Origin of the sequence: Delftia sp. PE138 (assembly GCF_018320755.1) — a bacterium.
Lineage (GTDB): Bacteria > Pseudomonadota > Gammaproteobacteria > Burkholderiales > Burkholderiaceae_C > Comamonas > Comamonas tsuruhatensis.
In genome coordinates this window covers 54659-78206 of sequence record NZ_JABEPN010000008.1, presented here as the reverse complement: position 1 = coordinate 78206, position 23548 = coordinate 54659, and the positions used below count along the sequence as shown (strand labels likewise).

The 23548-nt window shown below is 68.1% G+C and carries 24 protein-coding genes and 1 tRNA gene; 15 read left to right on the top strand and 10 right to left on the bottom strand.

What is annotated here, in order from left to right:
* Positions 1-2: 2 nt before the first annotated feature.
* The gene (locus HFGMBDPB_RS23390; protein ID WP_047219220.1) at positions 3-923 is read right to left on the bottom strand and encodes a LysR family transcriptional regulator; all 921 of its coding nucleotides are present in this window, start codon (positions 921-923) and stop codon (positions 3-5) included.
* Between the two features lie 142 nt (positions 924-1065).
* Here HFGMBDPB_RS23390 and HFGMBDPB_RS23385 point away from each other — a divergent pair, with 142 nt between their 5' ends.
* The 5 genes from HFGMBDPB_RS23385 to HFGMBDPB_RS23365 all read left to right on the top strand — a co-directional run bounded on the left by HFGMBDPB_RS23385 (position 1066) and on the right by HFGMBDPB_RS23365 (position 5478).
* Complete coding sequence (locus HFGMBDPB_RS23385) at positions 1066-1272, top strand: DUF3311 domain-containing protein (RefSeq protein WP_016450086.1); 207 nt, start codon at positions 1066-1068, stop codon at positions 1270-1272.
* A 13-nt stretch (positions 1273-1285) separates the two neighbouring features.
* Entirely contained in the window at positions 1286-2668 is a 1383-nt protein-coding gene (locus HFGMBDPB_RS23380) for a sodium:solute symporter family protein (protein WP_016450085.1), read from the top strand.
* A 14-nt stretch (positions 2669-2682) separates the two neighbouring features.
* A complete protein-coding gene (locus HFGMBDPB_RS23375; protein WP_212646372.1) occupies positions 2683-4347 on the top strand; it encodes an amidohydrolase in 1665 nt (554 codons plus the stop codon).
* Positions 4344-5324, top strand: coding sequence for a CobW family GTP-binding protein (locus HFGMBDPB_RS23370; RefSeq protein ID WP_212646371.1), 981 nt, complete (start codon positions 4344-4346; stop codon positions 5322-5324). The genes HFGMBDPB_RS23375 and HFGMBDPB_RS23370 overlap by 4 nt, the downstream gene beginning before the upstream one ends.
* A gap of 77 nt (positions 5325-5401) precedes the next feature.
* Positions 5402-5478: transfer RNA gene (locus HFGMBDPB_RS23365), tRNA-Gln, on the top strand.
* 64 nt (positions 5479-5542) lie between these two features.
* On the opposite strand, the gene HFGMBDPB_RS23360 is transcribed toward HFGMBDPB_RS23365, so the two are convergent.
* Complete coding sequence (locus HFGMBDPB_RS23360; protein ID WP_212646370.1) at positions 5543-6511, bottom strand: NAD-dependent epimerase/dehydratase family protein; 969 nt, start codon at positions 6509-6511, stop codon at positions 5543-5545.
* A 101-nt stretch (positions 6512-6612) separates the two neighbouring features.
* On the opposite strand from HFGMBDPB_RS23360, the gene HFGMBDPB_RS23355 reads away from it, so the two are divergent.
* Complete coding sequence (locus tag HFGMBDPB_RS23355; RefSeq protein ID WP_016450081.1) at positions 6613-7506, top strand: LysR family transcriptional regulator; 894 nt, start codon at positions 6613-6615, stop codon at positions 7504-7506.
* Between the two features lie 27 nt (positions 7507-7533).
* Here HFGMBDPB_RS23355 and HFGMBDPB_RS23350 read toward each other — a convergent pair whose 3' ends face one another.
* The 4 genes from HFGMBDPB_RS23350 to xsc all read right to left on the bottom strand — a co-directional run bounded on the left by HFGMBDPB_RS23350 (position 7534) and on the right by xsc (position 12018).
* Positions 7534-7839: a hypothetical protein gene (locus HFGMBDPB_RS23350; protein WP_016454302.1), complete on the bottom strand. Its 306-nt coding sequence runs from the start codon at positions 7837-7839 to the stop codon at positions 7534-7536.
* Between the two features lie 137 nt (positions 7840-7976).
* A complete protein-coding gene (locus tag HFGMBDPB_RS23345) occupies positions 7977-9023 on the bottom strand; it encodes a YeiH family protein (protein ID WP_016450079.1) in 1047 nt (348 codons plus the stop codon).
* Positions 9020-9994, bottom strand: coding sequence for a bifunctional enoyl-CoA hydratase/phosphate acetyltransferase (locus HFGMBDPB_RS23340; RefSeq protein WP_016450078.1), 975 nt, complete (start codon positions 9992-9994; stop codon positions 9020-9022). The genes HFGMBDPB_RS23345 and HFGMBDPB_RS23340 overlap by 4 nt, the downstream gene beginning before the upstream one ends.
* A 212-nt stretch (positions 9995-10206) precedes the next feature.
* The gene (gene xsc / locus HFGMBDPB_RS23335) at positions 10207-12018 is read right to left on the bottom strand and encodes a sulfoacetaldehyde acetyltransferase (RefSeq protein ID WP_017407835.1); all 1812 of its coding nucleotides are present in this window, start codon (positions 12016-12018) and stop codon (positions 10207-10209) included.
* A gap of 131 nt (positions 12019-12149) precedes the next feature.
* Between xsc and HFGMBDPB_RS23330 the strand changes: the two genes are divergently transcribed.
* From HFGMBDPB_RS23330 to HFGMBDPB_RS23320, 3 genes are read left to right on the top strand one after another with little or no spacing between them, the layout of a single operon-like run.
* Complete coding sequence (locus tag HFGMBDPB_RS23330) at positions 12150-12977, top strand: IclR family transcriptional regulator (RefSeq protein WP_016450076.1); 828 nt, start codon at positions 12150-12152, stop codon at positions 12975-12977.
* Positions 12970-13947, top strand: a complete 978-nt coding sequence (locus HFGMBDPB_RS23325) for an AAA family ATPase (RefSeq protein WP_013803829.1) — start codon at positions 12970-12972, stop codon at positions 13945-13947. Before HFGMBDPB_RS23330 ends, HFGMBDPB_RS23325 begins: the two co-directional genes overlap by 8 nt.
* A complete protein-coding gene (locus HFGMBDPB_RS23320) occupies positions 13937-15628 on the top strand; it encodes a cobaltochelatase CobT-related protein (protein ID WP_212646369.1) in 1692 nt (563 codons plus the stop codon). The genes HFGMBDPB_RS23325 and HFGMBDPB_RS23320 overlap by 11 nt, the downstream gene beginning before the upstream one ends.
* Before the next feature lie 57 nt (positions 15629-15685).
* Here HFGMBDPB_RS23320 and pcaD read toward each other — a convergent pair whose 3' ends face one another.
* Both pcaD and HFGMBDPB_RS23310 read right to left on the bottom strand, forming a co-directional pair.
* On the bottom strand, positions 15686-16450 hold the full coding sequence (pcaD, locus tag HFGMBDPB_RS23315) for a 3-oxoadipate enol-lactonase (RefSeq protein ID WP_160853341.1): 765 nt from the start codon (positions 16448-16450) through the stop codon (positions 15686-15688).
* A 108-nt stretch (positions 16451-16558) separates the two neighbouring features.
* On the bottom strand, positions 16559-17179 hold the full coding sequence (locus HFGMBDPB_RS23310) for a hypothetical protein (protein ID WP_046240915.1): 621 nt from the start codon (positions 17177-17179) through the stop codon (positions 16559-16561).
* A gap of 86 nt (positions 17180-17265) precedes the next feature.
* Here HFGMBDPB_RS23310 and HFGMBDPB_RS23305 point away from each other — a divergent pair, with 86 nt between their 5' ends.
* The 4 genes from HFGMBDPB_RS23305 to HFGMBDPB_RS23290 all read left to right on the top strand — a co-directional run bounded on the left by HFGMBDPB_RS23305 (position 17266) and on the right by HFGMBDPB_RS23290 (position 21251).
* Positions 17266-18003, top strand: coding sequence for a helix-turn-helix transcriptional regulator (locus HFGMBDPB_RS23305; RefSeq protein WP_223275176.1), 738 nt, complete (start codon positions 17266-17268; stop codon positions 18001-18003).
* 25 nt (positions 18004-18028) lie between these two features.
* Complete coding sequence (locus tag HFGMBDPB_RS23300; protein WP_212646368.1) at positions 18029-18397, top strand: DUF2946 family protein; 369 nt, start codon at positions 18029-18031, stop codon at positions 18395-18397.
* Positions 18398-18520: 123 nt separating this feature from the next.
* A complete protein-coding gene (locus HFGMBDPB_RS23295; RefSeq protein ID WP_212646367.1) occupies positions 18521-19186 on the top strand; it encodes an SCO family protein in 666 nt (221 codons plus the stop codon).
* 226 nt (positions 19187-19412) lie between these two features.
* Positions 19413-21251, top strand: a complete 1839-nt coding sequence (locus tag HFGMBDPB_RS23290; RefSeq protein ID WP_016450069.1) for a sensor domain-containing diguanylate cyclase — start codon at positions 19413-19415, stop codon at positions 21249-21251.
* A 22-nt stretch (positions 21252-21273) separates the two neighbouring features.
* Here HFGMBDPB_RS23290 and HFGMBDPB_RS23285 read toward each other — a convergent pair whose 3' ends face one another.
* Complete coding sequence (locus HFGMBDPB_RS23285) at positions 21274-21810, bottom strand: low molecular weight protein-tyrosine-phosphatase (RefSeq protein ID WP_458796212.1); 537 nt, start codon at positions 21808-21810, stop codon at positions 21274-21276.
* Positions 21811-21820: 10 nt separating this feature from the next.
* Between HFGMBDPB_RS23285 and HFGMBDPB_RS23280 the strand changes: the two genes are divergently transcribed.
* Both HFGMBDPB_RS23280 and HFGMBDPB_RS23275 read left to right on the top strand, forming a co-directional pair.
* Entirely contained in the window at positions 21821-22081 is a 261-nt protein-coding gene (locus tag HFGMBDPB_RS23280) for a hypothetical protein (protein WP_272205756.1), read from the top strand.
* A 286-nt stretch (positions 22082-22367) separates the two neighbouring features.
* Entirely contained in the window at positions 22368-23138 is a 771-nt protein-coding gene (locus HFGMBDPB_RS23275) for a hypothetical protein (RefSeq protein ID WP_249343650.1), read from the top strand.
* 41 nt (positions 23139-23179) lie between these two features.
* Here HFGMBDPB_RS23275 and nirD read toward each other — a convergent pair whose 3' ends face one another.
* Entirely contained in the window at positions 23180-23521 is a 342-nt protein-coding gene (gene nirD / locus HFGMBDPB_RS23270; RefSeq protein WP_016454319.1) for a nitrite reductase small subunit NirD, read from the bottom strand.
* Positions 23522-23548 lie beyond the last annotated feature (27 nt).

Genomic DNA, 23548 nt, shown 5'->3' with positions numbered 1-23548 from the left:
GATCAACCGGGCTCCTGATCATGCTCCGACAGCTCGCGCCAGTGCGTGCGTGTGAAGGCGTAGGCCGTGTCCAGCGCCGGTGACAGGGTGCGCGCGGCCATGCGCGCCATGCCGTAGCGGCCGCATCGGCGGGGATCGGCGGGCAGGGGCACTTCGGCCATGGCGCCGCTGGCGCGCTCCTTGCGGGTGATGGACAGCACGCCGAACAGCAAGGTGTCCGTGGCCAGGGTCACGCCGCGCAGCAGGTCCAGGTCGTTGCAGTGCAGGGTGAACAGCTTGTCGGGCTCGGCGCCTTCGCCCCACAGCTCGGCCAGCTGCCGCGCCATGGCCGTGCTCAACGTGGTGGTGGCCAGCGGGTAGCGGCGGATCTCGTCCATGCCGGGGTTTTGCAGCACGGGGTGGCCCGCGCGGCAGACCAGGCCGGCGGGCAGCTCGCCCAGCAGTTCCATCTCCACGTCATCGGCGGCGCGCAGCACGTAGGCGTCGCCGACGATGGCATCGATGGATTCGTTGCGCAGCAGCTGCAGCAATGCGCTGGTGGCACCCATTTCGGCGCGCACCTTCACGCGCGGATGCGCCTGCGCCATGTGGATCAGAAAGGGCTTGAGCAGCAGCGCCGCGGGCGCGGGCGCCACGCCAATGGCGAGCGCGCCTTCCTGGCCGCCGCGCAGCAGCTCCAGGTCACGCCGCAACTGGGTTTCCTCCAGCCGCATGCGGCGTGCACGCTCGGCCACGAGCTCGCCAAACACTGTCAGCCGGGCGCGCCGCGCGCCCCGGTCGAACAGCTGCGCCCTGAGTTCATCTTCCAGCGCGCGGATGCTGCGGCTGAGCGCCGGCTGGGTGAGATGCACGGCGCGCGCTGCGTCGGAAAAGGTGCCGTGCTCGACGATGGCCAGCAGGTGCCGCAGCTTCTGTGTATCCATGCGGAGTCCTCATGGTTTGTTGGCAAATTTTTCATTTGAATTATAGGTAGGCGCTTCCTAAGATTGCATCCAGGGACATTGAAATGTTCTATAGAGCGGCCACAACCGCCAACTCTTTCATCGGAGCAAAAGGAGACAAACCATGCTCAAGCTGTTCATCGGCATAGGCATCCCGTACATCGCGGTGATCGGCCTGCTTCCCTGGGTCGCGTCCGTCGATCGCTTCGTGTTCGGCGTGCCCTTCATCTACCTGTGGATCTTCATGTGGTTCGTGCTGACGTCGCTGTGCATGCTCGTGTGCTGGCTGATGTTCGACCGCCACGAAGCCGACGACGCGCAGTCCGCCTGAAGGGAGCACCGCCATGACCACCGCAGTCTTTCTGGGCTTCATCGCGCTGTCCCTGTACCTGGCCATCCGCTCGCGCACGGGCAAGGGTGCGCAAAGCGTGCATGACTTCTTCGTCGCCTCCCGCCAGTTCGGCGCCTACCTGGTGTTCTTCCTGGCCGCCGGCGAGATCTACAGCATCGGCACCATGGTCGGCTTTCCGGGCGGCATCTACGCCAAGGGGCCGACCTATGGCGTCTGGTTCCTGGGCTACATCCTGCTGGCCTATCCGCTGGGCTACTTCCTCGGCCCCATGATCTGGAAGGCGGGGCTGCGGCACAACGCCATCACGCTGCCGGACCTGTTCAAGGGCCACTTCGGCAGCCGTGCGCTGGAGCTGATCGTGGCCGGCTCGGCCATCCTGTTCCTGCTGCCCTGGGGCCAGCTGCAGTTCACGGGGCTGGTGGCCGCGCTCAAGGGCCTGGGATGGAATTTCCAGCCGCTGCACCTGCTGCTGATCTCTGCGGGCCTGGCCTTCACCTACATCGCCATCTCGGGGGTGCGCGCCTCGGCCTATATCGCCATCCTCAAGGACATCCTGATGGTGGTGGCCATCATCGCCACGGGCGTGGCCGTGGGCTGGCATGCGGGCGTGGGCGATGTGTTCACCGCCGCCAGTGCCAAGGTCAGCAACCACATGACCGATACGCAGCTGCGCTTTTCCATGAGCACCATGCTGTTCCAGGCGCTGGGCTTCTACATGATGCCGTTCGCCGTGCAGAACTTCTTCACGGCCAAGAGTTCGCACACCATCCGCCGCACCCAGATCGCCATGCCGCTGTACATGCTGATGTACCCCTTCCTGGTGCTGGCCTCGTACTACGCCATCAGCCAGAACCTGCAGCTGGCATCGCCCAACGAGGCCTTCTTCGCGGCTGCCGTGCGACTGCTGCCCGACTGGCTGCTGGGCCTGGTGGCCGCAGGCGCCGCGCTGTCGGGCCTGCTGGTGCTGGCGGGCATCTGCCTGGCCATCGGCCCCATCGTGGCCCGCAACCTGCTGCCCGGCCTGCCCGAGGCCAAGCAAAAGCAGGGCGCCAAGGTGGTGATCGTCATCTACCTGGTGCTGTCCATCGTGATGACGCTGCTCACGCCCAACCTGATGCTGACCCTGATCAACACCACCTACTACGGCGTGACGCAGTTCTTCCCCGGAATGATGGCCATCCTCTTCGGCTGGCGCATCCGGCCCATGGCCGTTGCCCTGGGCATTGCCTGCGGCCAGGCGCTGGCCATTGCGCTGTACATCCAGCAGCCGGATTTCGGCGGCATCAACCTGGGCTTCATCAGCCTGGCGCTGAACCTGCTGGTCACGGCCATCGTCCACTATCTGCCCGGTGCCGCGCGCGTCAAGGCCGCCTGAAAAAGACCACCACCATGAACCACGACGAGAACGCGCGCACGCAGGTTTTTGTGGCGCGCACCATCCTCACCATGAACCCGGCCCAGCCGCAGGCCACCCATGTGGCCGTGCAGGGCGGCCGCATCTTGGCCGTTGGCCAGGAGGCCGACATGGCTGCCTGGCCCGAGGCCGAGCGCATCGACCGCCTGTGCGACAAGGTCCTCCTGCCCGGCCTGATCGAGGCGCACAGCCACCTGATGGAAGGCGCCATGTGGGAGGCCGTGTACCTGGGCTACTTCGATCGGCGCGATCCCGAGGGCCGCCTGTGGCCCGGCCTGCGCACGCTGGACGCCGTGCTGGCGCGCCTGGCCGAGGCCGAGCGTGCCCTGCCCGATGCGCAGGCCACGCTGCTGGCCTGGGGCTTCGATCCCATCCTCTTCGGCAGCAGCCGGCTGTCGGTGCGCGAGCTGGACCGTGTCTCCGCCACGCGGCCCATCGTCATCCTGCACGCCAGCGTGCACCTGATGAATGTGAACTCGGCCATGCTGGCGCTGGCCGGCATCGACGAGGACACCGACATCGACGGCATCCACAAGGACGCCGAGGGCCAGCCCACGGGCGAGCTGCAGGAATTCGCCGCCATGTATCCGGTGCAGAAGGTGATCGGCAGCGCGCTGTCGCTGGCCGCTGCCGAGCAGCGCGAGGCCATCTGGAAGTTCGGCCGCGTGGCCCAGCTCGCGGGTGTGACCACGGCCACCGACCTGGTCAGCGATCTCTCGCCCCAGGGCCTGGCCGCGCTGCGCGAGGTAACGGGCGACGCGGCCTATCCGCTGCGCATCGTCCCGGCCTTCGCGCCGCAGCGCAACCCGGAAGGCGGTGCCGCGCGCGTGCATGCTGCAGCGGCGTCCTCGGCCAGCGACAAGCTGCAGTTCGGCCCCGTCAAGTTCATCGTGGACGGCTCCATCCAGGGCTTCACCGCGCGCCTGCGCGCTCCCGGCTACGCGGGCGGGCAGCCCAACGGCCTGTGGCTGATTCCCCCGTCGCAGCTGCCCGCGCTGTTCGAGCCCTTCCACCTGGCCGGTCTGCAACTGCACATCCACACCAACGGAGACGAGGCCACCGAGGTGGTGCTGGATGTGATCGAGGACCTGCTGGCCAGGCACCCGCGCGCCGACCATCGCCACACCCTGCAGCACTGCCAGCTGGCCAGCAGCGCCCAGCTGCAGCGCGCCGCGCGCCTGGGAATGTGTGTCAACTTCTTCTCCAACCATCTCTATTACTGGGGCGATGCCCACGCCGAGCAGACCGTGGGCATGCAGTGGGCCTCGCGCATGAATGCAGCGGGCACGGCGCGGCGCCTGGGCATGGATTTCGCCATGCATTCCGATGCGCCCATCACCCCCATCCACCCCCTGTTCACCGCATGGTGCGCGGTGCAGCGCGAAACCGCTTCAGGCCGCGTGCTGGGCGAGGCCGAGCGCCTGTCGGTGGACGACGCCCTGCATGCCATCACCATGGGCGCGGCCCGCACCCTGAAACTGGAGCAGCGCGTGGGCAGCATCGAGCCCGGCAAGCTGGCGGACTTCGCCGTGCTGGAGGACGATCCCCGCGCGGTGGCGCCCGCCGCCCTCAAGGACGTGAAGGTCTGGGGCACCGTGCTGGGCGGCCGCATCTTCCCCGCGCCCGGGTCAGCGCCATGAGCACGCCGGCCGCCGCGGCGCAGCGGGCGCCCGTTCCCATGGTCGTCGTGGGCGGCTATCTGGGCGCGGGCAAGACCACCTTGCTCAACCGGCTGCTGGAGCGCGCCGATGGCCTGCGCGTGGCCGTGCTGGTCAACGACTTCGGCGAGATCAACATCGACGCCGCCCTGATCCGCACACGCAGCAGCGACGTGCTGCAGCTGGAAAACGGCTGCATCTGCTGCTCCATCGGAGGCCGGCTGGCCGAGGCCCTGGCCGCCGTGGGCGCGCGGCCCGACCGACCGGACCTGCTGGTCATCGAGGCCAGCGGCGTCTCCGACCCCGTGCGCATCGCCCAGGTCGGCATGCTCGACCCCGCACTGCAGCTCAACGCCATCCTGGTGGCGGTGGATGTCCAGGACGTCGATGAGCAACTGTGCGACCCGCTGGTCGGCGACATGGTCCGCCGCCAGATCTCGGGCGCGACGGCGCTGGTGCTGACCAAGGCCGATCTGGCCGGCGCATGTGCCACCGAAAAGGTGGCCGCGCGCGTGGCCGGTATGGCGCCCGGTGCTGTGGTGCTGGCGGCCCGCCATGGCGAGATACCGCTGGCCGTGTTCATTGATGCGGCTGCCTCGCCACGCCGCCCGCAAGGCCTGCTGCAAGCGGGCGGCTCCTGGAAAAGCCAGGCGGGGAACATGGCCGGCATGGCCGATGTGGGCAGCTTTTCCTACGCAACGCGCCGCTGCTTTGACCGGCAGCGGTTGCGGCAGGCGCTGCGTACGCTGCCTGTCCCCCTGTTGCGGGCCAAGGGCATCGTGCGGCTGGGCGGGCAGGACAGCGTCCAGGAAGTCCACGTGGTGGGTGGGCGCTTGCGCATTGCCAGCCTGCATGGGGCCAGGGTCTCGGAGTCCGTGTTTGTCTTCATTGGCTGTTTCACGGCGATGGGGCGGGAGGCGATACTCCGCTGTCTTGAGGGAGCCCTGGCCGCGCCATGAAGACAACTTTGGCGGTGTCGAAATTTTTGGAATTTTGGATTTCGGGCCAAAAAAACGTATTAGAATTTAGGTCTTCTAGGGGAGTCGCCAAGTTGGTAAAGGCACCGGATTTTGATTCCGGCATGCGAGGGTTCGAGTCCTTCCTCCCCTGCCAGATAGACAAAGGCCCTGACAGTTTTGCTGTCAGGGCTTTTTTGTTTTCGGGCTGCAGGCCAGGCTCAGGCCGCGGCCAAGTGTGAGTCGGCACTTGCCATGGCGGCGTTGAGCGTTGCGCGTATGCCCTGCGCATAGGGCGTCTTGGCGATGGGGCCCAGCAGGGCGTGCAGCGCGGAGTCCTCCATGATCAGCGGATCGGTCAGCAGGTAGTGCATCTCGGCCAGCTCGCGCATGAAGGGGTTGAACAGGCCGGCCAGGCGCAGCGCGGTCTTTCCTGCAACGCGCAGCTTCAACGGCCTGCCGGTCAGGCGTTCGATCTCCGAGACGACGTCGCGCTGCGTGATCGCCCCCGCGCCGGCGAGGTGCCAGACCTTGCCGAAAGCCTGCGGCGTGCCGATCAGGCGCGCCACGACGGGGCCCACATCGGGCACATAGACAAACTCATGCGGCCGGTCCAGCGGGCCGACCATGTCGGCCCGGCCGCCACGGGCCGCCGCCTCGAAGGCTCCGTGCAGCAGGCTGTTGTGCACGCCCGGGCCGTAGAAGTCGGGCAGGCGCAGTACGGCGGCCTCGATGCGGCCCTGTGCGTGGGCCTGCAGCAGCAGGTCTTCCTGCGCCTTGCGCATGCGGCCCTTGAAGGTATGCGGGTTGCGTGGATGGTCTTCCTTCACGGCATGGGCCTGCGCCTTTCCATAGGGATAGACGGTGCCGATCAGTACGATCCGGCGCACGCCGGCGGCAATGGCGCCGTCCAGCGTCCTGCGCATGAGCTCGGGATGCAATGCGAACTGCCAGTAGTTCACGCCCACCAGGTAGACCAGCGTGTCCACGCCGTGGGCGGCAGCCTCGACGGAGCCGTTGCTGTCCGGGTTCCAGGGGACGATCTCGGCCAGCGGGTCGGCGCCGAAGGTCTGGCGCAGGCTGGCTTCGCTGCGGCCGACCACGCGGTAGGTGCGGCCCTGTTGTCTGAGCGCGGCGGCCAGGCTCTGGCCGATGGCGCCTGCGGCGCCGAAGAGTGCAATGGATGGCATGGGCTGGGTCCTGTGGTGACAGCCTCAGTGTCAGCAACCCGCTGCAAAAAGAAAATTGCCTAGAATTCTCTGGTGTCCATGCATAAATGAATGGATGAGTGATGTCGGAACCCCACTGGGAGTGGTATCGCAGTTTTTTGCAGGTGCTGGAGTCCGGGTCGCTGTCAGCGGCGGGCCGGGCCATGGGTGTGGCGCAGCCGACCGTGGGCCGCCACATCGACGGGCTGGAGTCGGCGCTGGGCCTGCAACTGTTCACCCGCTCATCCGATGGCTTCGCGCCCACGGAGGCGGCCTACGAGCTTCAGCCCTATGCAGCCAGCATGGCCGCGACGGCGGCCGCGCTGCGCCGCGTGGCGGCCAGCCATGGCTCGGGCGTGCGCGGCACGGTGCGGCTGACGGCCAGCGAGGTGGTGGGCGTGGAGGTGCTGCCGCCTGTGCTTGCGCAATTGCGCGCGGCACACCCTGAACTGGGCATCGAGCTGGTGCTGTCCAACGCGGTGGATGACCTGCTGCGCCGCGAGGCCGACGTGGCCGTGCGCATGTTCCGGCCTCAGCAGGAGGCGCTGGTGGCACGCCATATCGGCGCCATCGAGCTGGGGCTGCATGCCCATGAAAGCTATCTGTCCGCACGCGGCGTGCCGGAATCGCTGGAGGACCTGGCCGGGCATTCGCTCATCGGCTTCGACCATGAAAGCGCCCTGATCCGAAAGATGCAGCAGCAGTTTCCCATGCTCACGCGCGAAGGCATGGCGCTGCGCTCGGACAGCGACCTGGCCCAGCTGGGCGCCATCCGCGCGGGCTTTGGCATTGGCGTGTGCCAGTCGGCATTGGCGGCCCGGGAGCCGGGCCTGGTGCGGGTGCTGCCCCAGGCGTTTTCATGGAAGCTCGATACCTGGGTGGCCATGCACGAGGACCTGCGCAAGAGCGAGCGCTGCGCCGTGGTCTTCAAGGCCGTGGCCCAGGCGCTGACGGCCTATGCCAGAGGCGGTGCCTGACGCCCGGCACCCAGGGGCACTTGTGCTTCAGCCGGCGTGCAGCAGGCAGGAGCGCGCGAGATGGCGCAGCGTGGACTTTCTGCGCTGGGTGGCGACAAAGGACTGGCAGTTGTGGGCGATGTAGGCGGCCATGACCACGGTCAGGCTGGCGATGGCCCACAGCGGAATGGGCAGCAGGGAATCGAGCAGCACCGCGCACACGGCCAGCATCGACAGGCAGGGCAGCAGCCGCAGCAGGGCGGCTTGCCGGGGGTGCTGATTGCGCAGCAGGGTGAGGACTTGGGTGGCGGTCAGCCTGCGGAATCTGCCGGCTTGCTTGCGAAAAACGTTCACGGCGCGGTAGGGCGTTGATGTGGATCAAAAATTTGTGTGCAAATGTATCATCTTGGTGCATGCCCATCAAGCGATGTGTGGCGCCATGACAAAGGCCCGCGCAGGGCGGGCCTCTTGCGGCAATGCCTGTGCAGGCGTCAGCGCATCTCGATCTCGATGGCGATCAGCACGAAGGCTGCCATCCACAGCGTCTCCACCACCAGCAGTGCAAAGGGTCGCCAGCCGGCCTGGGCCAGTTGCTGGAACGAGGTCTTCAGGCCCAGGGCCGCAATGGCCAGCACCAGGCAGTTGCGCGACAGGTCGCTCAACTGGTGCTGCAGGCCCGGCGGTACCCAGCCCAGCGAGTTGATGGCCACCAGCGCGACGAACACCCACAGGAACCAGGGCACCAGGCCCGGCTTCTTGCCGTGGTGCTGCTCGGCCGCTGCCTCGCGCTGGCGCTTGAACAGGGCCGAGACCATGACCACCACCACGGCCAGCATGGACACGCGGAACAGCTTGACGATGGTGGCGTAGTCGCCCGTGGCCTGGTCGATGGTGTAGCCCGCGCCCACCACCTGGGCCACATCGTGGATGGTGCCGCCGATGAACAGGCCCGCCAGCTCGGGCGGCAGATGCAAGGCGCGCGCCACCAGCGGATACAGCACCATGGCGGCCGTGGACAGCACGGTGACCGTGACCACCACGGTGAGCGTGAAGCGGTCGCTGTCCTTGTCGCGCGGCAGCACCGACGAGATGGCCAGCGCCGCCGAGGCGCCGCAGATGGCCACCGCGCCGCCCGACAGCACGCCCTGCGGGCGCGTCAGGCCCAGGCGCCGGCCCAGCAGCGTGCCGCACAGCAGCGTGGTGACCACGGCCGCGATGACGATCAGCGCCGTGGTCCAGCCCAGGCCCGCGATCTGCGTGGCCGTGATGCGCGCACCCAGCAGGCCCACGCCCAGGCGCAGCACGCCGCGCGCGCAGAACTCGATGCCCGGCTTGGCGCGCGCGTCCTGGCTCAGGAAGTGGAAGGCCACGCCGAAGAACAGCGCGAACAGCAGCTGCGGCCCGCCATGCAGCGTGGAGACGAAGGTCGCCGCCAGCGCGATCACGCCCGACAGGCCCGTGCCGGGCAGGAGCCTGAGCCACTGCAGCATGCGCGGCACGGGCGCCTGCGCAGCCACCTGTGCTTGGACCTGGCTCATGACTGCTCCTTGCCGCCCGCCGCGCTGGCCAGCACGGCCAGCGCGCAGGACGCAATGCGGCTGGCCACCGAGTCCGAACGGCTGGTCAGCACGATGGGCACGCGCATGCCCAGCACCAGGCCCGCGCATTCGGCGTCGGCCATGTAGACCAGCTGCTTGTAGATCATGTTGCCGGCCTCCAGGCTGGGCACCAGCAGCACGTCGGGCTGTCCCGCCACGTCGGAGACGATGCCCTTGTGGTGCGCCGAGCGCAGCGAGATGGCGTTGTCATAGGCCAGCGGCCCGTCGAGGATGGCGCCGCTGATCTGCCCCCGGTCGGCCATCTTGCACAGCGCGGCCGCGTCGATGGTGCCGGGAATGGCGGGGTTGACCGTCTCCACCGCCGAGAGCACGGCCACGCGCGGCCGGGCAATGCCGATGGCACGGGCCAGGTCGATGGCGTTCTGCGCAATGTCGCGCTTGTCCATCAGCGTGGGGAAGATGTTGACCACGCAATCGGTCATCAGCAGCGGGCGCTCGAAGCCCGGCAGGTCCATCACGAACACATGGCTGGCGCGGCGGCTGCCGCGCAGGCCGGCCTCGCGCGCCACGGCAGCGCCCAGCAACTCGTCGCTGTGCAGGCTGCCCTTCATCAGCGCGCGCGCCTGGCCGCTGCCGCACAGCGCCGCCGCCTGGGCAGCCGCCGCGCGTGGATCGTCGGCTGTGGAGTGGATGGACGCGCCCGCCAGGTCCAGCCCGGCCGCCTGGGCCGCCGCTCGGATGCGTGCCTCGGGGCCGACCAGCAGCGGCGTGATCAGGCCCGCCTGCGCGGCCTGCATGGCGGCCTGCAGCGAGCCTGCATCGCAGGGATAGGCCACGGCCACAGGAATGGGGCCTTGCGCCTTGGCCTGGTCGAGCAAGTGCTGGAGATGGGGACGGGGCGTGGCGGGCGCATCGTCGGCGGCCACGGCAAGTGAAAGTGGGGGGACCATGAAAGCTCCTGCGGGAAAGTACAGGGCCCGGCGCGAGCAACGCAGGGAATCTGGGAATCGGCTTTCGAGGGCCTTGCGCTTCACCCAGGCGCATGAAACCGGCGCGGCCCATCCCAGGGACACCGAGGAAGGGCCGCCCCGCACCGAGGGTGTCGTCCCCCTCCCCCGCGCAGCGGGTAGAGAGGGGGAAGGCGCGCCAGCGCCTCAGGGGGTTAGACAAAGTCCTTGTACTTTTCGAGGAAGCGCACGGGCTTGGAGAGCGCATCGCGGCGGAACGGGTCACCCAGTTCGCGCGTGCACATCACCTCGATCACGCAGGTCTTGCCGTGGTTCATCTGCAGGTCGATGGCCTTCTTCAGCGCCGGGCCCACGTCCTCGATCTGGTCGACCACGATGCTCTCGGCGCCCATGGCGCTGGCAATGGCTGCGAAGCTCTCGCTTTCCAGCTCGCCGGCCACGAAGCGGCGGTTGTAGAAGTCCACCTGGTTCTTCTTCTCGGCGCCCCACTGGCGGTTGTGGAAGACCACGGCCGTGACGGGAATGTCATGGCGCACGGCGGTCATGATCTCCACCATGCTCATGCCCCAGGCGCCGTCGCCGGCGTAGGCGATGGCCGGGCGGTCGGGCGCCGCGCACTTGGCACCGATGATGGTGGGCAGGGCATAGCCGCAGTTGCCGAAGCTCATGGGCGCGAAGAAGCTGCGCGGCTCGTCGAAGCGCAGGTAGCTGTTGGCCACGGAGTTGATGTTGCCGATGTCGGTGGAGACCATCACGCGCGGCGGCATGGCCTTTTCCAGCTCGCGCAGCACCTGACGCGGATGCAGGTACTGGCCGCCCGTGGGCGTGCGCTCGCCCTTGGCCTCTTCGATCATGTCCAGGCTGTAGGGGTCGCGCTCATGCGTCCACTCGTCCAGCTCCTTCTCCCAGGCCGCCTTCTCGGTGGCGATGGTGTCGGCGCGCGCGGCCTTGGTGGCGTCGCAGGCCAGGGTCTGGCCCTGCAGGCGGCGGCCCAGCTCGCGTGCCACGGCCTTGGCGTCGCCGTGGATGCCCACCGAGATCTTCTTGACCAGGCCCAGGTTGGTGTGGTCGGCCTCGACCTGGATGATCTTGGCGTTCTTGGGCCAGTAGTCCATGCCGTGCTGGGGCAGGGTGCCGAAGGGGCCCATGCGCGAGCCCAGCGCGATCACCACGTCGGCCTGGGCGATGAGCTTCATCGCGGCCTTGGAGCCCTGGTAGCCCAGCGGGCCGGCCCACAGCGGGTGCTTGGCGGGGAAGGCGTCATTGCGCAGATAGCCCGTGACCACGGGGGCGCCCAGGCGCTCGGCCAGCTGCCTGCACTCCTCGACCGCATCGCCCATGACCACGCCGCCGCCGGCCAGGATCACGGGGAACTTGGCCGTGGCCAGCAGTTCCGTGGCGGCCTGCAGGCTGTTTTCGCCGCCCGAGCCGCGCTCCACGCGCATGGGCTTGGGGATTTCGCACTGCACTTCGCCATAGAAGTAGTCGCGCGGAATGTTCAGCTGGGTAGGGCCCATCTCGGAGATGGCGCGGTCAAAGCAGCGGGCCGTGAACTCGGCCATGCGCTTGGGGTTGCAGACATGGCCCTGGTACTTGGTGAACTCCTGGAACATGGGCAGCTGGTTGGCTTCCTGGAAGCCCCCCAGGCCCATGCCCATGGTGCCGGTCTCGGGCGTGATCATGACCACGGGGCTGTGGGCCCAGTAGGCGGCAGCAATGGCGGTCACGCAGTTGCTGATGCCGGGGCCGTTCTGGCCGATCACCACGCCGTGGCGGCCCGAGACGCGCGCATAGCCGTCGGCCATGTGGGCCGCGCCCTGCTCGTGCACCACGGGGATCAGGCGGATGCCGGCGGGCGCGAAGATGTCCATGGCATCCATGAAGGCCGAGCCCATGATGCCGAACATCTCCGTGACGCCGTTGGCCACGCAGGTCTCCACAAAGGCTTCGGAAGGGGTCATCTTCTGGACGCCTTCGACCACCGTACGATTGTTGGCTGCAGTCATGTTGTCTCCTTGAAAATGGAACTTTAAGTTCCGAAAAAAGAAATTACGGCGCAAGTCTAGGTGTGATTTCGCCTGGATGTCAAACAAATTTCTTTTTTCGGAACAAATTGACTCGAAAAATTGAAAATCATATGATGGCCAACACCATGAACACCCGAGACCCTGTCCCTGCCCGTATCGATGGCGATACCCCCAACCTGCGGCTGTTCGCGCTGCTGGAGGCCATTGCGCAGAAGAACGAGCCCTTCACGCTGCAGACCATGGTCGAGGAGACAGGCCTGCCCAAGCCCACCATGCACCGCATGCTCCAGCAGCTCGAAGGCGCGGGCATCCTGCAGCGCGAGGGCAATGGCCGGCACTACGGCACGGGCCGGCGCCTGATGCGGCTGGCCGAAAGCGTGCTGCTCAACAACACCACGCATGGCGCGCGCCACGCGGTGCTGGCGCAACTGGTGCGCGACATCGGCGAGAGCTGCAACATCACCGCCTTCTCGGGCAGCGAGGTGCTCTACCTGGACCGGGTGGAAACGCCCGCGCCGCTGCGCTTTTATCTGCACCCAGGCTCGCGCGTGCCGGCCCATTGCTCGGCCACGGGCAAGCTGTTCCTGAGCCAGATGGCGCCCGCGCAGCGCAGGCGGCTGCTGTCGGCCGTGCCGCTGGAAGGCTTCACGGCCAACACGCTGACGGCCTTTGACGCGCTGGACGCCGAACTGGACCAGGTGCGCGCCCAGGGCCATGCCTTCGACAACGAGGAATTCCTGCCCGGCCTGCTGTGCCTGGGCGTGCTCGTGCCCTCCATCCAGGGCGGCCCCTCCAACATGGGGCTGGCCGTGCAGGCGCCCATCATGCGTTTCCCGCGCGAACGTGCGCTGTCCTTTCTTCCCCAACTGCGCGCGGCGGCCGAGGCGATTGCGCGCATCAACGACGAAGTCCCCCCGGGAGCCCCTGACGATGACTGAGCTGACCCTGATGCATCCCACGCGCACGCTTGGCGTGCGCGAGACCTTCGGCCTGGACACCGACATGCAGGTACCGGCCTTTGCCGAGCGCAGCGAGCATGTGCCGGCCGTGGACCCGGCCTACCGCTTCAACCCGCAGGCCACGCTGGCCATCCTGGCGGGCTTTGCGCACAACCGGCGCGTGGTCATCCAGGGGCTGCACGGCACGGGCAAGTCCACCCATATCGAGCAGGTGGCGGCGCGGCTGAACTGGCCCTGCGTGCGCGTCAACCTCGACGGCCACATCAGCCGGCTGGACCTGGTGGGCAAGGATGCCATCGTGCTGCAGGAGGGCCGCCAGGTCACGCAGTTCCAGGAAGGCATCCTGCCCTGGGCGCTGCAGCGGCCCGTGGCCCTGGTCTTCGATGAATACGACGCGGGCCGGCCCGATGTGATGTTCGTCATCCAGCGCGTGCTCGAACGCGAGGGCAGCTTCACCCTGCTGGACCAAAAGCGCGTGCTCCAGCCGCATGCGCAGTTCCGCCTCTTCGCCACCATGAACACCCTGGGCCAGGGCAACCTCAGCGGCCTGTACCACGGCACGCAGATGCTCAACCACGCCCAGCTCGACCGCTGGAACCTGGTCACCAGCCTGGACTACCTGGCACCGGCCGAGGAAGCCGCCATCGTGCTGGCGCGCGTGCCGCAGTTGGCCACGCCGCAGGGGCGCGAGCAGGTGGCCGCCATGGTGGCGCTGGCCGCGCTCACGCGCAAGGGCTTTGCCGTGGGCGACCTGTCGCTGCTGATGTCGCCGCGCACCGTCATCACCTGGGCCGAGAACGCGCAGATCTTCCATGACCTGCGGCTGGCCTTCGAGCTGTCCTTCCTCAACAAGTGCGAGCCGGCCGAGCGGGCCATCGTGGCCGAGTACTTCCAGCGCTGCTTCGGCCAGGAACTGGCGCTGCGCGACGAGCCCGCCCATGCCTGCTGAGGCATCCCCCTCGCTGGCGCGCATGGAGGCCTGGGGCGGCGCGCTGCTGCGCGCCATGGCGGGCGATGCCTCGCTGCAATGGAGCGGGCAGACGCTGTACCGGGGCACGGCGCCCGTGGTGCTGGCAGCGGCCCACCAATCCGATGTGCCGGCCCGATTGGCCGACCAGCGCGGCCTGCTCGACGGTGCCAGCCTGCGCCTGCGCCTGAGCGATGCCGCGCTGCACGCGCGCCACCTGCCCGGCGACCCGGTCGAGCGGCTGGTGTTCGAACTGCTGGAGCAGTTGCGCGTGGAAAGCCTGGCGCCCGAGGAATGGCCCGGTGCACGCGCCAACCTGCATGCGCGCTTTGTGCACTGGAGCCAGGCCTTTGCCGATTCGGGCCTGACCGAAAGCAGCCTGGGCATCCTGCTGTTCACCGTGGCGCTGACCGCCTGGAGCCGCCTGGGCGGACATGAGCCGCCCGATGCCCTGGCCGACCTGGCCGAGGCCACGCGCGCCGGCCTGTCCGCGCAACTGGGCGCGCAGTGGGCCCTGCTGCGCCGCCACCGGCAGGACCAGCAGGCCTTCATTGCGCCGGCCCTGGCCATCAGCCGCTGGGTGGGCCAGGCCGTGCGGTCAGCCCAGGAAGAGGCGCCGCGCGGCGCTGGCGGGCCGCGCCGGCGGGGCAGCTTCGCGCTGCCGCTGCACTTTGAATCGCAAAGCCTGGATGCGCCGCCCGTGGCGCTCAGCGGCGACAGCCGCGCCTGGGCCGGCTCGGCCCACAGCTACCGCGTGTTCACGCGCGCCTATGACCGCGAGGCGCAGGCGGCCGAGCTGATCCGCGCCGCGCAACTGGCCGAGTTCCGCGAGCAGATGGATGAGGAACTGGCGCGCAGCGGCTTGCATGCGGGCCGGCTGGCCCGCCACCTGCAGCAGCGCCTGGCCGTGCCGCGCCACGACGGCTGGCAGTTCGGCCTGGAGGATGGGCACCTGGATGCAAGCCGGCTGGCGCAACTGGTCAGCGATCCGCAGCAGCGCGCCATCTTCAGGAACGAGCTGCCGCGCCCCGTCAGCGATGCGGCCGTGGCCATCCTGCTGGACTGCTCGGGCTCGATGAAGGCGCATGCGCGCCCGCTGTCCCTGCTGGTGGACCTGCTGGGCCGCGCGCTGTCCATGGCCGGCGTGCCGGTGGACGTGCTGGGCTTTTCCACCCAGGCCTGGAACGGCGGCCGCGCCCGCCGCGACTGGCAGCGCGCGGGCCAGCCCCACATCCCGGGCCGGCTCAACGAGCGGCTGCACATCGTCTTCAAGGATGCCGCCAGACCCTGGCGCCACGCCCGCCACGGCATTGCCGCGCTGCGCAGGCCCGACCTCTTTCGCGAGGGCGTGGACGGCGAGGCCGTGGAATGGGCCTGCGAGCGGCTGCTGGCGCGGCCCGCGCAGCGCCGCATCCTGCTCGTCATCTCGGACGGCTGCCCCATGGACACGGCCACGCACCAGGCCAACGACGAGCACTATCTGGACCAGCACCTGCGCCAGGTCATCGCCCGGCACGAGCGCGCGGGCGATGTGCAGATCCGCGCGCTGGGCGTGGGCCTGGACCTGGGCGTGTTCTACCGGCGCAGGCTGGCCGTGGACCTGCGCGAGCAGATCGATGAGGCCTTGCTGATGGACGTGGCGGAGTTGATCTGCCGGCCGTGATGCCGGCCTGCTAGCGGCGTCGCTCAGCGACCATTCCGTCCGGGCAGGGCGGCAGATCTAGCGGATCTGCGCGACAAAGTCGCTCACCAACTGCGCAAACTCCGCGGGCATTTCCACGGCACTCAAATGCGCGGCGGGCAGCGACACCAGCTGCGCGCCCGGAATCTGCGCCTGCATGTCTTCGGACAGGGAAGGTGGCGTGGCCTCGTCGCGGCTGCCTGCAATGACCAGCGCGGGGCAGGCGATGCGCCGGTTGCTCTCGCGCAGATCGATGCCGCCCACGGCCGCACAGGCCGCCGCATAGGGCGCGGCCGCCGTGGCCTCCAGCCCGGTGCGCAAGGCTGCCACTCGGGCGGCCTGCCCGGCGCGGAATTCGGGCGTGAACCAGCGCTGCATGGCGCCATCGGCAATCGCGGCCACGCCCTGGGCGCGCACCGTGGCAATGCGCGCCTGCCAGCCTGCGCGCGCGGCCTCGTCGTAGTAGCTGGCCGAATTGGCGACGGTGATGCTGCGCACCAGCGCCGGATGGCGCGCTGCCAGGGCCTGGGCCGTCATGCCGCCCATGGACAGGCCCACGAAGTGCACCGGCCCCTGGCCCAGCGCCTCGATCACGCCGGCTGCGTCGTCGGCCAGGTCGTTCATGTCGAAGGCCTCGCCGATGGCGGGCGAGCGGCCATGGCCCCGGTGGTCGTAGCGCACCACGGTGAAGCGGTCTTGCAGGGCCTGGGCCACGCCGTCCCACATCTGGAGGTCACAACCGAGCGCGTGGCTCAGAACGAGGGCCGGGCCTTGGCCCTGCTGCACAACATGGAGTTTCGACATGGCGGTCACTGCTTGGGGAAAAGGTGATTATGGGATGGCCGGTGCAGGCTGGCGGATACGGATACCACGCATATCCGGCATCCGGCCAAGGCGCGGCGATGGCGGCGCTCAGGCCACCCTGTCCCAGAACTGCAGCTGTGCCGACCCCGGCGCGATCAGTTCCAGATAGTCCTGGCAGGCCGGATCGAACGGTCCCTGGCCCCACTTGCTGCACAGCTGGTGGGCGCGGCCGGCGCTGTCGGCCAGCACCACGTCGGCATACAGGCCGGGGTCGTGGGCGCTGCGCATCACGCCATGGGCCGTGAAGCCGGGCTCATTCCGGTACAGGCCATCGGCCATGCGGTGCGCGGCGGTGGCCAAGGCATGGGAATCGGCGCCGGGGCGCAGCCGGAACAACGAGAACTCCATGCCCTGCGGCAGCCCACGTTCCCCGCCGTGGCTGAACACGCTGGCGCCCAGCAAGGGAGGATGCTCCACGCGCATCAGCCCGAAGTAGGCCGCGCAGGCAGCCGACCGGCCGGCCTGCGCCAGGGCGGCACGGGCAGCCTCCTGTGATTGCCAGGTGACGACATCCGCATAGCGCCCCTGGCCCAGCTGGACCAGATGGCGTGACAGGCATCCGCCCTGCACATCCAGGAACTGGTGCTGCATGGCGCTGGCGGCTTGCAGCAGGGTGTTTTCCGTCACACCGGGCAGCAGGCTGAACGCTGCCCATTCGATGACTTGCATGGCATTTCTCCGTGGATTGAACATGCCGCCCATGGTCCCTGCATCGCTGCCATTCAATGGCTGTCAATTGCGCCATGATGCCGGCCATGAAACCGCGCACGCTGCCCGCCCGTCTGTCCCGGCTTGACGCCCTTTCCCAGCGCCTGTCCGATGGCGCCGTGCACGGCGTGGCGGCGCTGTCCGAGGAACTGGGCGTCAGCCAGCGCACGCTGGCGCGCGACCTGTCGTTGCTCAGGCAGCAGGGCTGGGAGCTGGACAGCTCCTCGGGCAGGGGCGGCGGTGTCCGCGTGGTCCATCGCTGGCCCTCCGGCCGCGTGACCCTGCGGGGTGACGACGCGCTGGAGCTGCTGATGTCCCTGGCGCTGTCGGAAGCCCTGGGCCTGTCGCTGGCGGGGCGTCATGGCGAACTGCGCCGCCAGTTCGCGCGCTGCTTTGCGCCGGCCGATCGCGCAGATATCGCGCAACTGCGCCAGCGCATCCGCGTGGCCTCGCCGGTGTCCGTCGAAGTCCAGGCTTCGCTGCGCGAGCGTGCGCAGGGCGTGGAGGCGCGCGCCAGCGTCTACCAAGCATTTGCACAGCAATGGATGCTGGCCTTGACCTACCTGGACGGACGCCAGCGCCGCAGCGAGCGCGTGGTGGAGCCGCAATGTCTGCTGCTGGCCTGGCCGTTCTGGTACCTGCTGGCCTGGGACTGCGAGCGCGAGGGCGTGCGCACCTTCCGGCTGGACCGCATCGTGCAGGCGCGTCGCGGCGGACAGCGCTTTCAGGTGCGCGACCCGGCCCGGTTTTGGGCCGCCTGCGACGAGGTCGGCGTGGCCCTGTGACGGCCTGCCCCCATAATCCCCAGCCATGCAAGCCCTGCGCAACTCCGTCCCACTGGCCCGCCTGGTCATGGCGTGGTTCGCGCTGACGCTGGGCCTGGCCATTGCATCGCCCCTGGTGCACCCCCAGGCCATGGAGCTGGTCTGCACGGCTGGCGGCAGCGTCAGGCTGGTCGTGGTCAATGGTGAAGAAGGACAGGCGGTGTCTGCCCAGCATTCGCTGGACTGCCCTCTGTGCCTGGCGGGGACGCCGCCGCCGGCGCATGTCCCTCCCTCCTGGGCGCAACTGCAGCCGATGGGCCGCGCGCTGCAGCCCATCGTCTCTGCCCGCATTGCCTCCCTGGTCGGCGCGCCGCTGCCGCCGCGCGGGCCTCCCTTGTTGCTGTTGATCGCCTGAGCCCTTGGCTGCTTGCAGCGCTGTCCCGCGCTGTCTGGCCGCTGGCCTGTCTCAGAACATTGCCGCACCGGCCGGGCGCAGCCTTGGCGGCGCGGCTTCGCCAAGATTCCACGCAGGGATGCCATGTTCCGTTTCGATTGCCATGCGGCGCCGCAGCGCGCCGCCGATTTTTCTTCGACCCGCCCATCCGTTGCTTGCGTCGCCCTGTCTCGCCGTGCCTGCCTTGGCGGCGGCCTGGCCGCACTGGCGCTGCTGGCCGGCTGCAAGCCCGCCGCCGTACCGTTCAAGGGCATAGACCTGACCGGCGCCCAGTACGGCCGGGACTTCCGCCTGCGCGATGCCGATGGCCGCGAGCGCACGCTGGCCGACTTCAAGGGCCAGGCCCTGATGGTCTTTTTCGGCTTCACCCAATGCCCCGATGTCTGCCCCACGGCGCTGACGCGCGCCCTGGAAATACGCCAGCTGCTGGGGCCCGATGGCCAGCGCCTGGCCGTGGCCTTCATCACTATCGACCCCGAGCGCGATACGCCCGAGGTGCTCAAGGCCTATGTGGGCGCCTTCGATCCCGGCTTTGTCGCGCTGCGCGGTGACGAGGCGCAGACGGCCGAGGTCGCCAGGGAATTCAAGGTCTTCTACAAGAAGGTGCCCACGGGTGCGTCCTACACCATGGACCACTCGGCCATCACCTATGTCTTCGATCCCGAGGGCCGGCTGCGCGTGGCGTTCCGCCATGAGCAGGACGCACAGGACTGCGCGGCCGACCTGCGGCAGATCCTGCAGGCTGCATGACGGCTCTGCACTTTCTCAGGTGGCCGGCGCAACAGGCCTTTGCGCAGCGGCCCCCGCCCTGGCCCAGGCAGCGACCATTCTTGCGGAGGTGAAGGTACGCCAGCGGCGCGAGCGCCGTTGCCATCGGTCAAAACCTTGTCTGGATCGTCCCGTCCTTGTGCTAAAAATGTGCGGCTCCATCCACCCGGACGCTCATCCAGCCAGACGGAAAGGGACACCCGGCGCCATGAAGACGCTTCTTTCTGACAAGGTGCTGCGGCGCCTGGTGCTTGGCAACCTGCTGGTCGCCGGCCTGCTGGGCCTGGCCACCTGGCTGAGCCTGCGCGCCAACCACCAGGCCGACCTGGACCTGGGCGTGGCTGTCACCCAGAACCAGGCCCGCAGCCTGAGCCTGGAGCTGACGGCCGAGATGCGGCTGGTGGACAACGCACTGGCCACCGTGGCAGGCCGCTACCGCAGCCGGGGCCTGGACGGCGACGATGTGGCGGCCCTCGCCCTCTATGAAATCCTGCAGGAGCAGCGTGCCCTGCTGCCCTTCGTCACCGCGCTGCGCGTGACCGACGCCAAGGGCCAGGTGCTGCTGACGGCCAACGAGGAAGAGCCCCCGTTTTCCGTGGCCGACCGCAGCTACTTCGAGCGCGCGCGCCACTCCGACCGCATGGTGATCTCCGATCCGCTGGTCAGCCATTCCTTCAACAAATGGGCCATCGTGATGGCACGCCGGCTGCAGTCCGGGGACGGGGATTTCAAGGGCATCGTCTATGCCGTGGTCTCGGCCACGCATTTCCAGTCGCTGTTTCGTCGCCAGGCCTTCGGGCCCGACAGCGCCATTGCGCTGCGCTCGGACAAGGACCTGCTGGTGGCCCGCTACTCGGCGGCCGATCCGTGGTCGGTGGCCGGCATTGGCGGCTCTGCGGTCTCCAGCGAGTACCACCATGCCCTGGCCGGCAACCGGGACAGCGGCTGGTACATCACGCCCACGGTGATGGACGACGTGGAGCGCATCACGGCCTACCAGCGGCTGGCCGGCTATCCCCTGACCGTCTTCACGGGCCTGGGCACACAAAGCTACCTGGCCGCATGGCGTGCATCGGCCTGGCGCGCCTGGGCACTCACGGGTCTCAGCATGGCACTGATCGCGCTGGGCTCGGTCAGCCTCTACCTGCTGCAGCAGCGCGAGCGCGTGGCGCGCATCCGGCTTGCCGAGCTGCTGCGCCAGCAGGAACTGTTCATGGACAACGACCTCATCGGCATCGCCCGCCTGCGCGAGCGCCGGCTGCTGTGGACCAACCAGGCCCTGCAGCGCATGCTCAAGCGCCCGGCCGGCGAGCTGCAGGGCACCTCGGCGCGCATCCTCTACCCGGATGAGGAAACCTATGAACGCTCCGGCGAGCTGGCCTATGGCGCACTGCGCTCCAGCGGCAAATGCCATGCCCAGATGCAGCTGAAGACCAGCGATGGCAGCCTGCTCTGGGTCGATGTCAGCGGCGCAGGCCTGGCCGACGGCGAATCGATCTGGGTCTTCGTGGACATAGACGCGCTCAAGCGTGACGAGCAAGCCGCGCAGCACCAGGCGCTGCACGACGTGCTGACCGGCCTGGCCAACCGCCGCGCACTGCAGGCCCGGCTGCAGCGCCAACTGGCCCAGGCCTGCGGACCGGGGCAACTGGCCGTCTGCTTCATGGACCTGGACGGCTTCAAGCAGATCAACGATACCGAAGGCCACGATGCCGGCGACGAAGTGCTGCGCATCGTCGCCCGCCGCCTCACCACCCAGGCCCGCGAAACCGACTGCGTGGCCCGCATGGGTGGAGACGAATTCGTGCTGCTGCTGGGCGAACTGGCCTCGGCCAACGACGCCCTTCAGGCCATGCAGCGCTGCCTGGCCTCCATCTGCCAGCCCATCCGCCTGGAAAACGGTGCCACCGTCCAGGTCGGCGCCAGCATCGGCATCGCCCTCAATGCCGCCCGGGAAAACACCACCCAGCTGCTGCAGCGCGCCGACGAGGCCATGTATGCGGCCAAGCGCGCGGGCAAGGGCAGGGTGGTGGTGGCGGAGGAGTAGAGGCGCCAGGCCAGTCTTGCAATCAGCCAGTGCGATGTTTGCGCGGCGCCATGCCCAGCGTGGCCAGCAGCCCCCTGCAGCCGTCCTCCACCAAGTCCAGCACGTCCTCGAAACCCCGGTCGCCGCCGTAGTAGGGGTCGGGCACTTCGCGCGCGGTGTGCTCGGTGCAGAAGTCCGTCAGCCGCTGTACGCGGTGCCATTCGGACTCGGGGCAGATCCTGCGCGCGGCAGATTCGTTGGCGCCATCCATCACCAGCACCTGGTCGAATGCCGTGAAGTCCTCGGCCCGCAGCTGCCGCGCGCGCTGCTGCGAAAGGTCATAGCCGCGCCGCGCGGCATGGGCCTGGGAGCGGCGGTCGGGTGCCTCGCCCACGTGGTAGCCGTGCGTGCCTGCGGAGTCCACTTCGATGCGGCCCGCCAGGCCCGCGTCGGCCACCATTTTCTCGAGCACGCCGTGGGCCGTGGGGCTGCGGCAGATGTTGCCGGTGCAGACCATGAGGATTCTTTTCCTCTTGGTGGCTGGCCTGCGGTCAGCTGACTGTTCCCGAATCTGTTCCATAAATCTCCCTGTGGGTAACGGGCTTCACGACATCTGGATGGCCTGCGATGCCCAGGCGCTCGCCGGCATTTTCCACGCCCCGCACCTGATCTTCCGGGCCGCCTATGCTGCGCCCATGGTGGAACTGCTTTGTTTCTGGATGGCCCGGGTGGGTGCGGCCCTGCTGGAGTTGCGGTTGCTGCGCAGCAGCGACGGCGGCTTCAGGGTGATGGTCATCACGGCGGCCATCGTGGTCATCGTGTGCCTGGCGTTGCTGTCCTTTCACGCCTGAGCCCGCAGTCCCGGGTACCGTCGTGCCGGTTGTCAGGGGTCCGCGCCATGGGCAGCTGACGAACCCAGTGCAGCGCCACCTCGCATTCCAGTGCGGATGCTTAGATCACGGCGCAGGCGAGGCGTCAAACATGGGCGGCCGCTTTCCCGGCTCGGCACGCCCGAATGTCTCGGGCACGCAAAAGTGGACGACATGCTCCAGACATAAACGCTCGCCAGTCATTAATTGGCCGTGGATTTCTATTGATTAAATCAATTGAAATCCCTGAAATTTCCAGGATATATTTTTGACGTGCCTTCTCGAGACAATGGATTGGAATAGTTGCTTCATTGATTCTGTTTTTATCTTCATTCAGCCACTGAAGGAAAGATTGATGAGAATAAGACCTTTAGTTGCCAGCGTATGCCTTTCCTTCTCAGGCCTTGGATCTGCATGGGCAGATACCCAGTACACCTATGCGGGCGTCAACTACAACGATGCCCATGCGCCTTACACCACCGCCATGGGCATCAGCGGCTCAATGGTCCTGCCTGCGTCCCTGCCGGCCAGCCAGACGGACATCGTCATCGGTCCGGGAACGTCCTACCCGATCAGCAGTTGGTCGTTCAGCGACGGCGTGAATACCTATACGCAGGCCAATGCACAGATCCTGGCTGGTATTTCGATCGGTGATCCGCCGCGCTTCAAGGTTTCTACCGATGGCAGCGGCAATATCACTGCCTGGAACCTGGCGATGGTTTCACCTGCTGCGCCCCATGTCCCAGGCCAGCCGGTGGACGTTTTCAATATCGCCTCAGGCTCGGGGGACATCGCTGGTGACCATTCGGACACCACATGCGTCTTGTTGAATGGCAATGTGTGCAGGCAGGTGCTTGCTGGTGGTACAGGATTCACTTTTTCGCCTGCCCAAGGCAGTTGGAGCATGCAACCCTACATTCCCCCGCAGCCCGGCCCGGTGGCGGTGCCGCTGCTGGGGTGGCCTGCGCTGCTGGCGCTGATGGGCGGCGTGGCAGGTCTTGCAGCGTGGCAACGGCGCAGGGATGGTGTGGGAAGCTAGGCACGCAGGACCTTCCTGCGCGGCTGTGCTCCGCACGAATCTCAATGCAGCGCCACCATCAACTGCCCGTTCTCATTGCGCACCGCATGCACGCGCACGGAGTGCTCGGGCGCTTCCAGGCATTCGCCGGTGGACAGGTCGAAGTGGTGCTTGTAGATAGGCGAGGCGACGACGACGCGCTCGCCCAGGCTGCCGACCAGGCCGCGCGCGAGCACGCTGGCGCCGCAGCGCGGGTCCACGTTGTCTATGGCGTAGAAGCGGTCGTCGCCGATGCGAAAGACCGCCACATGGCGGCCCTGGACGAGGGCGCAGACGCCCGTGTCGGGGACGATGTCCTGGGTGGCGCAAACGGGCAGCCAGTGTTCTTGGGAGGCATGTGCCATGGCGGGTCCTTGTCGCGGGTCTCTAGG

Bases quoted from the DNA above. Each gene is read 5' to 3' on its own strand.
- HFGMBDPB_RS23390 (WP_047219220.1), bottom strand. From the start codon at position 923: ATGGATACACAGAAGCTGCGGCACCTGCTGGCCATCGTCGAGCACGGC.
- HFGMBDPB_RS23385 (WP_016450086.1), top strand. From the start codon at position 1,066: ATGCTCAAGCTGTTCATCGGCATAGGCATCCCGTACATCGCGGTGATC.
- HFGMBDPB_RS23380 (WP_016450085.1), top strand. From the start codon at position 1,286: ATGACCACCGCAGTCTTTCTGGGCTTCATCGCGCTGTCCCTGTACCTG.
- HFGMBDPB_RS23375 (WP_212646372.1), top strand. From the start codon at position 2,683: ATGAACCACGACGAGAACGCGCGCACGCAGGTTTTTGTGGCGCGCACC.
- HFGMBDPB_RS23370 (WP_212646371.1), top strand. From the start codon at position 4,344: ATGAGCACGCCGGCCGCCGCGGCGCAGCGGGCGCCCGTTCCCATGGTC.
- HFGMBDPB_RS23360 (WP_212646370.1), bottom strand. From the start codon at position 6,511: ATGCCATCCATTGCACTCTTCGGCGCCGCAGGCGCCATCGGCCAGAGC.
- HFGMBDPB_RS23355 (WP_016450081.1), top strand. From the start codon at position 6,613: ATGTCGGAACCCCACTGGGAGTGGTATCGCAGTTTTTTGCAGGTGCTG.
- HFGMBDPB_RS23345 (WP_016450079.1), bottom strand. From the start codon at position 9,023: ATGAGCCAGGTCCAAGCACAGGTGGCTGCGCAGGCGCCCGTGCCGCGC.
- HFGMBDPB_RS23340 (WP_016450078.1), bottom strand. From the start codon at position 9,994: ATGGTCCCCCCACTTTCACTTGCCGTGGCCGCCGACGATGCGCCCGCC.
- xsc (WP_017407835.1), bottom strand. From the start codon at position 12,018: ATGACTGCAGCCAACAATCGTACGGTGGTCGAAGGCGTCCAGAAGATG.
- HFGMBDPB_RS23330 (WP_016450076.1), top strand. From the start codon at position 12,150: ATGATGGCCAACACCATGAACACCCGAGACCCTGTCCCTGCCCGTATC.
- HFGMBDPB_RS23325 (WP_013803829.1), top strand. From the start codon at position 12,970: ATGACTGAGCTGACCCTGATGCATCCCACGCGCACGCTTGGCGTGCGC.
- HFGMBDPB_RS23320 (WP_212646369.1), top strand. From the start codon at position 13,937: ATGCCTGCTGAGGCATCCCCCTCGCTGGCGCGCATGGAGGCCTGGGGC.
- pcaD (WP_160853341.1), bottom strand. From the start codon at position 16,450: ATGTCGAAACTCCATGTTGTGCAGCAGGGCCAAGGCCCGGCCCTCGTT.
- HFGMBDPB_RS23310 (WP_046240915.1), bottom strand. From the start codon at position 17,179: ATGCAAGTCATCGAATGGGCAGCGTTCAGCCTGCTGCCCGGTGTGACG.
- HFGMBDPB_RS23305 (WP_223275176.1), top strand. From the start codon at position 17,266: ATGAAACCGCGCACGCTGCCCGCCCGTCTGTCCCGGCTTGACGCCCTT.
- HFGMBDPB_RS23300 (WP_212646368.1), top strand. From the start codon at position 18,029: ATGCAAGCCCTGCGCAACTCCGTCCCACTGGCCCGCCTGGTCATGGCG.
- HFGMBDPB_RS23295 (WP_212646367.1), top strand. From the start codon at position 18,521: ATGTTCCGTTTCGATTGCCATGCGGCGCCGCAGCGCGCCGCCGATTTT.
- HFGMBDPB_RS23290 (WP_016450069.1), top strand. From the start codon at position 19,413: ATGAAGACGCTTCTTTCTGACAAGGTGCTGCGGCGCCTGGTGCTTGGC.
- HFGMBDPB_RS23285 (WP_458796212.1), bottom strand. From the start codon at position 21,810: ATGGAACAGATTCGGGAACAGTCAGCTGACCGCAGGCCAGCCACCAAG.
- nirD (WP_016454319.1), bottom strand. From the start codon at position 23,521: ATGGCACATGCCTCCCAAGAACACTGGCTGCCCGTTTGCGCCACCCAG.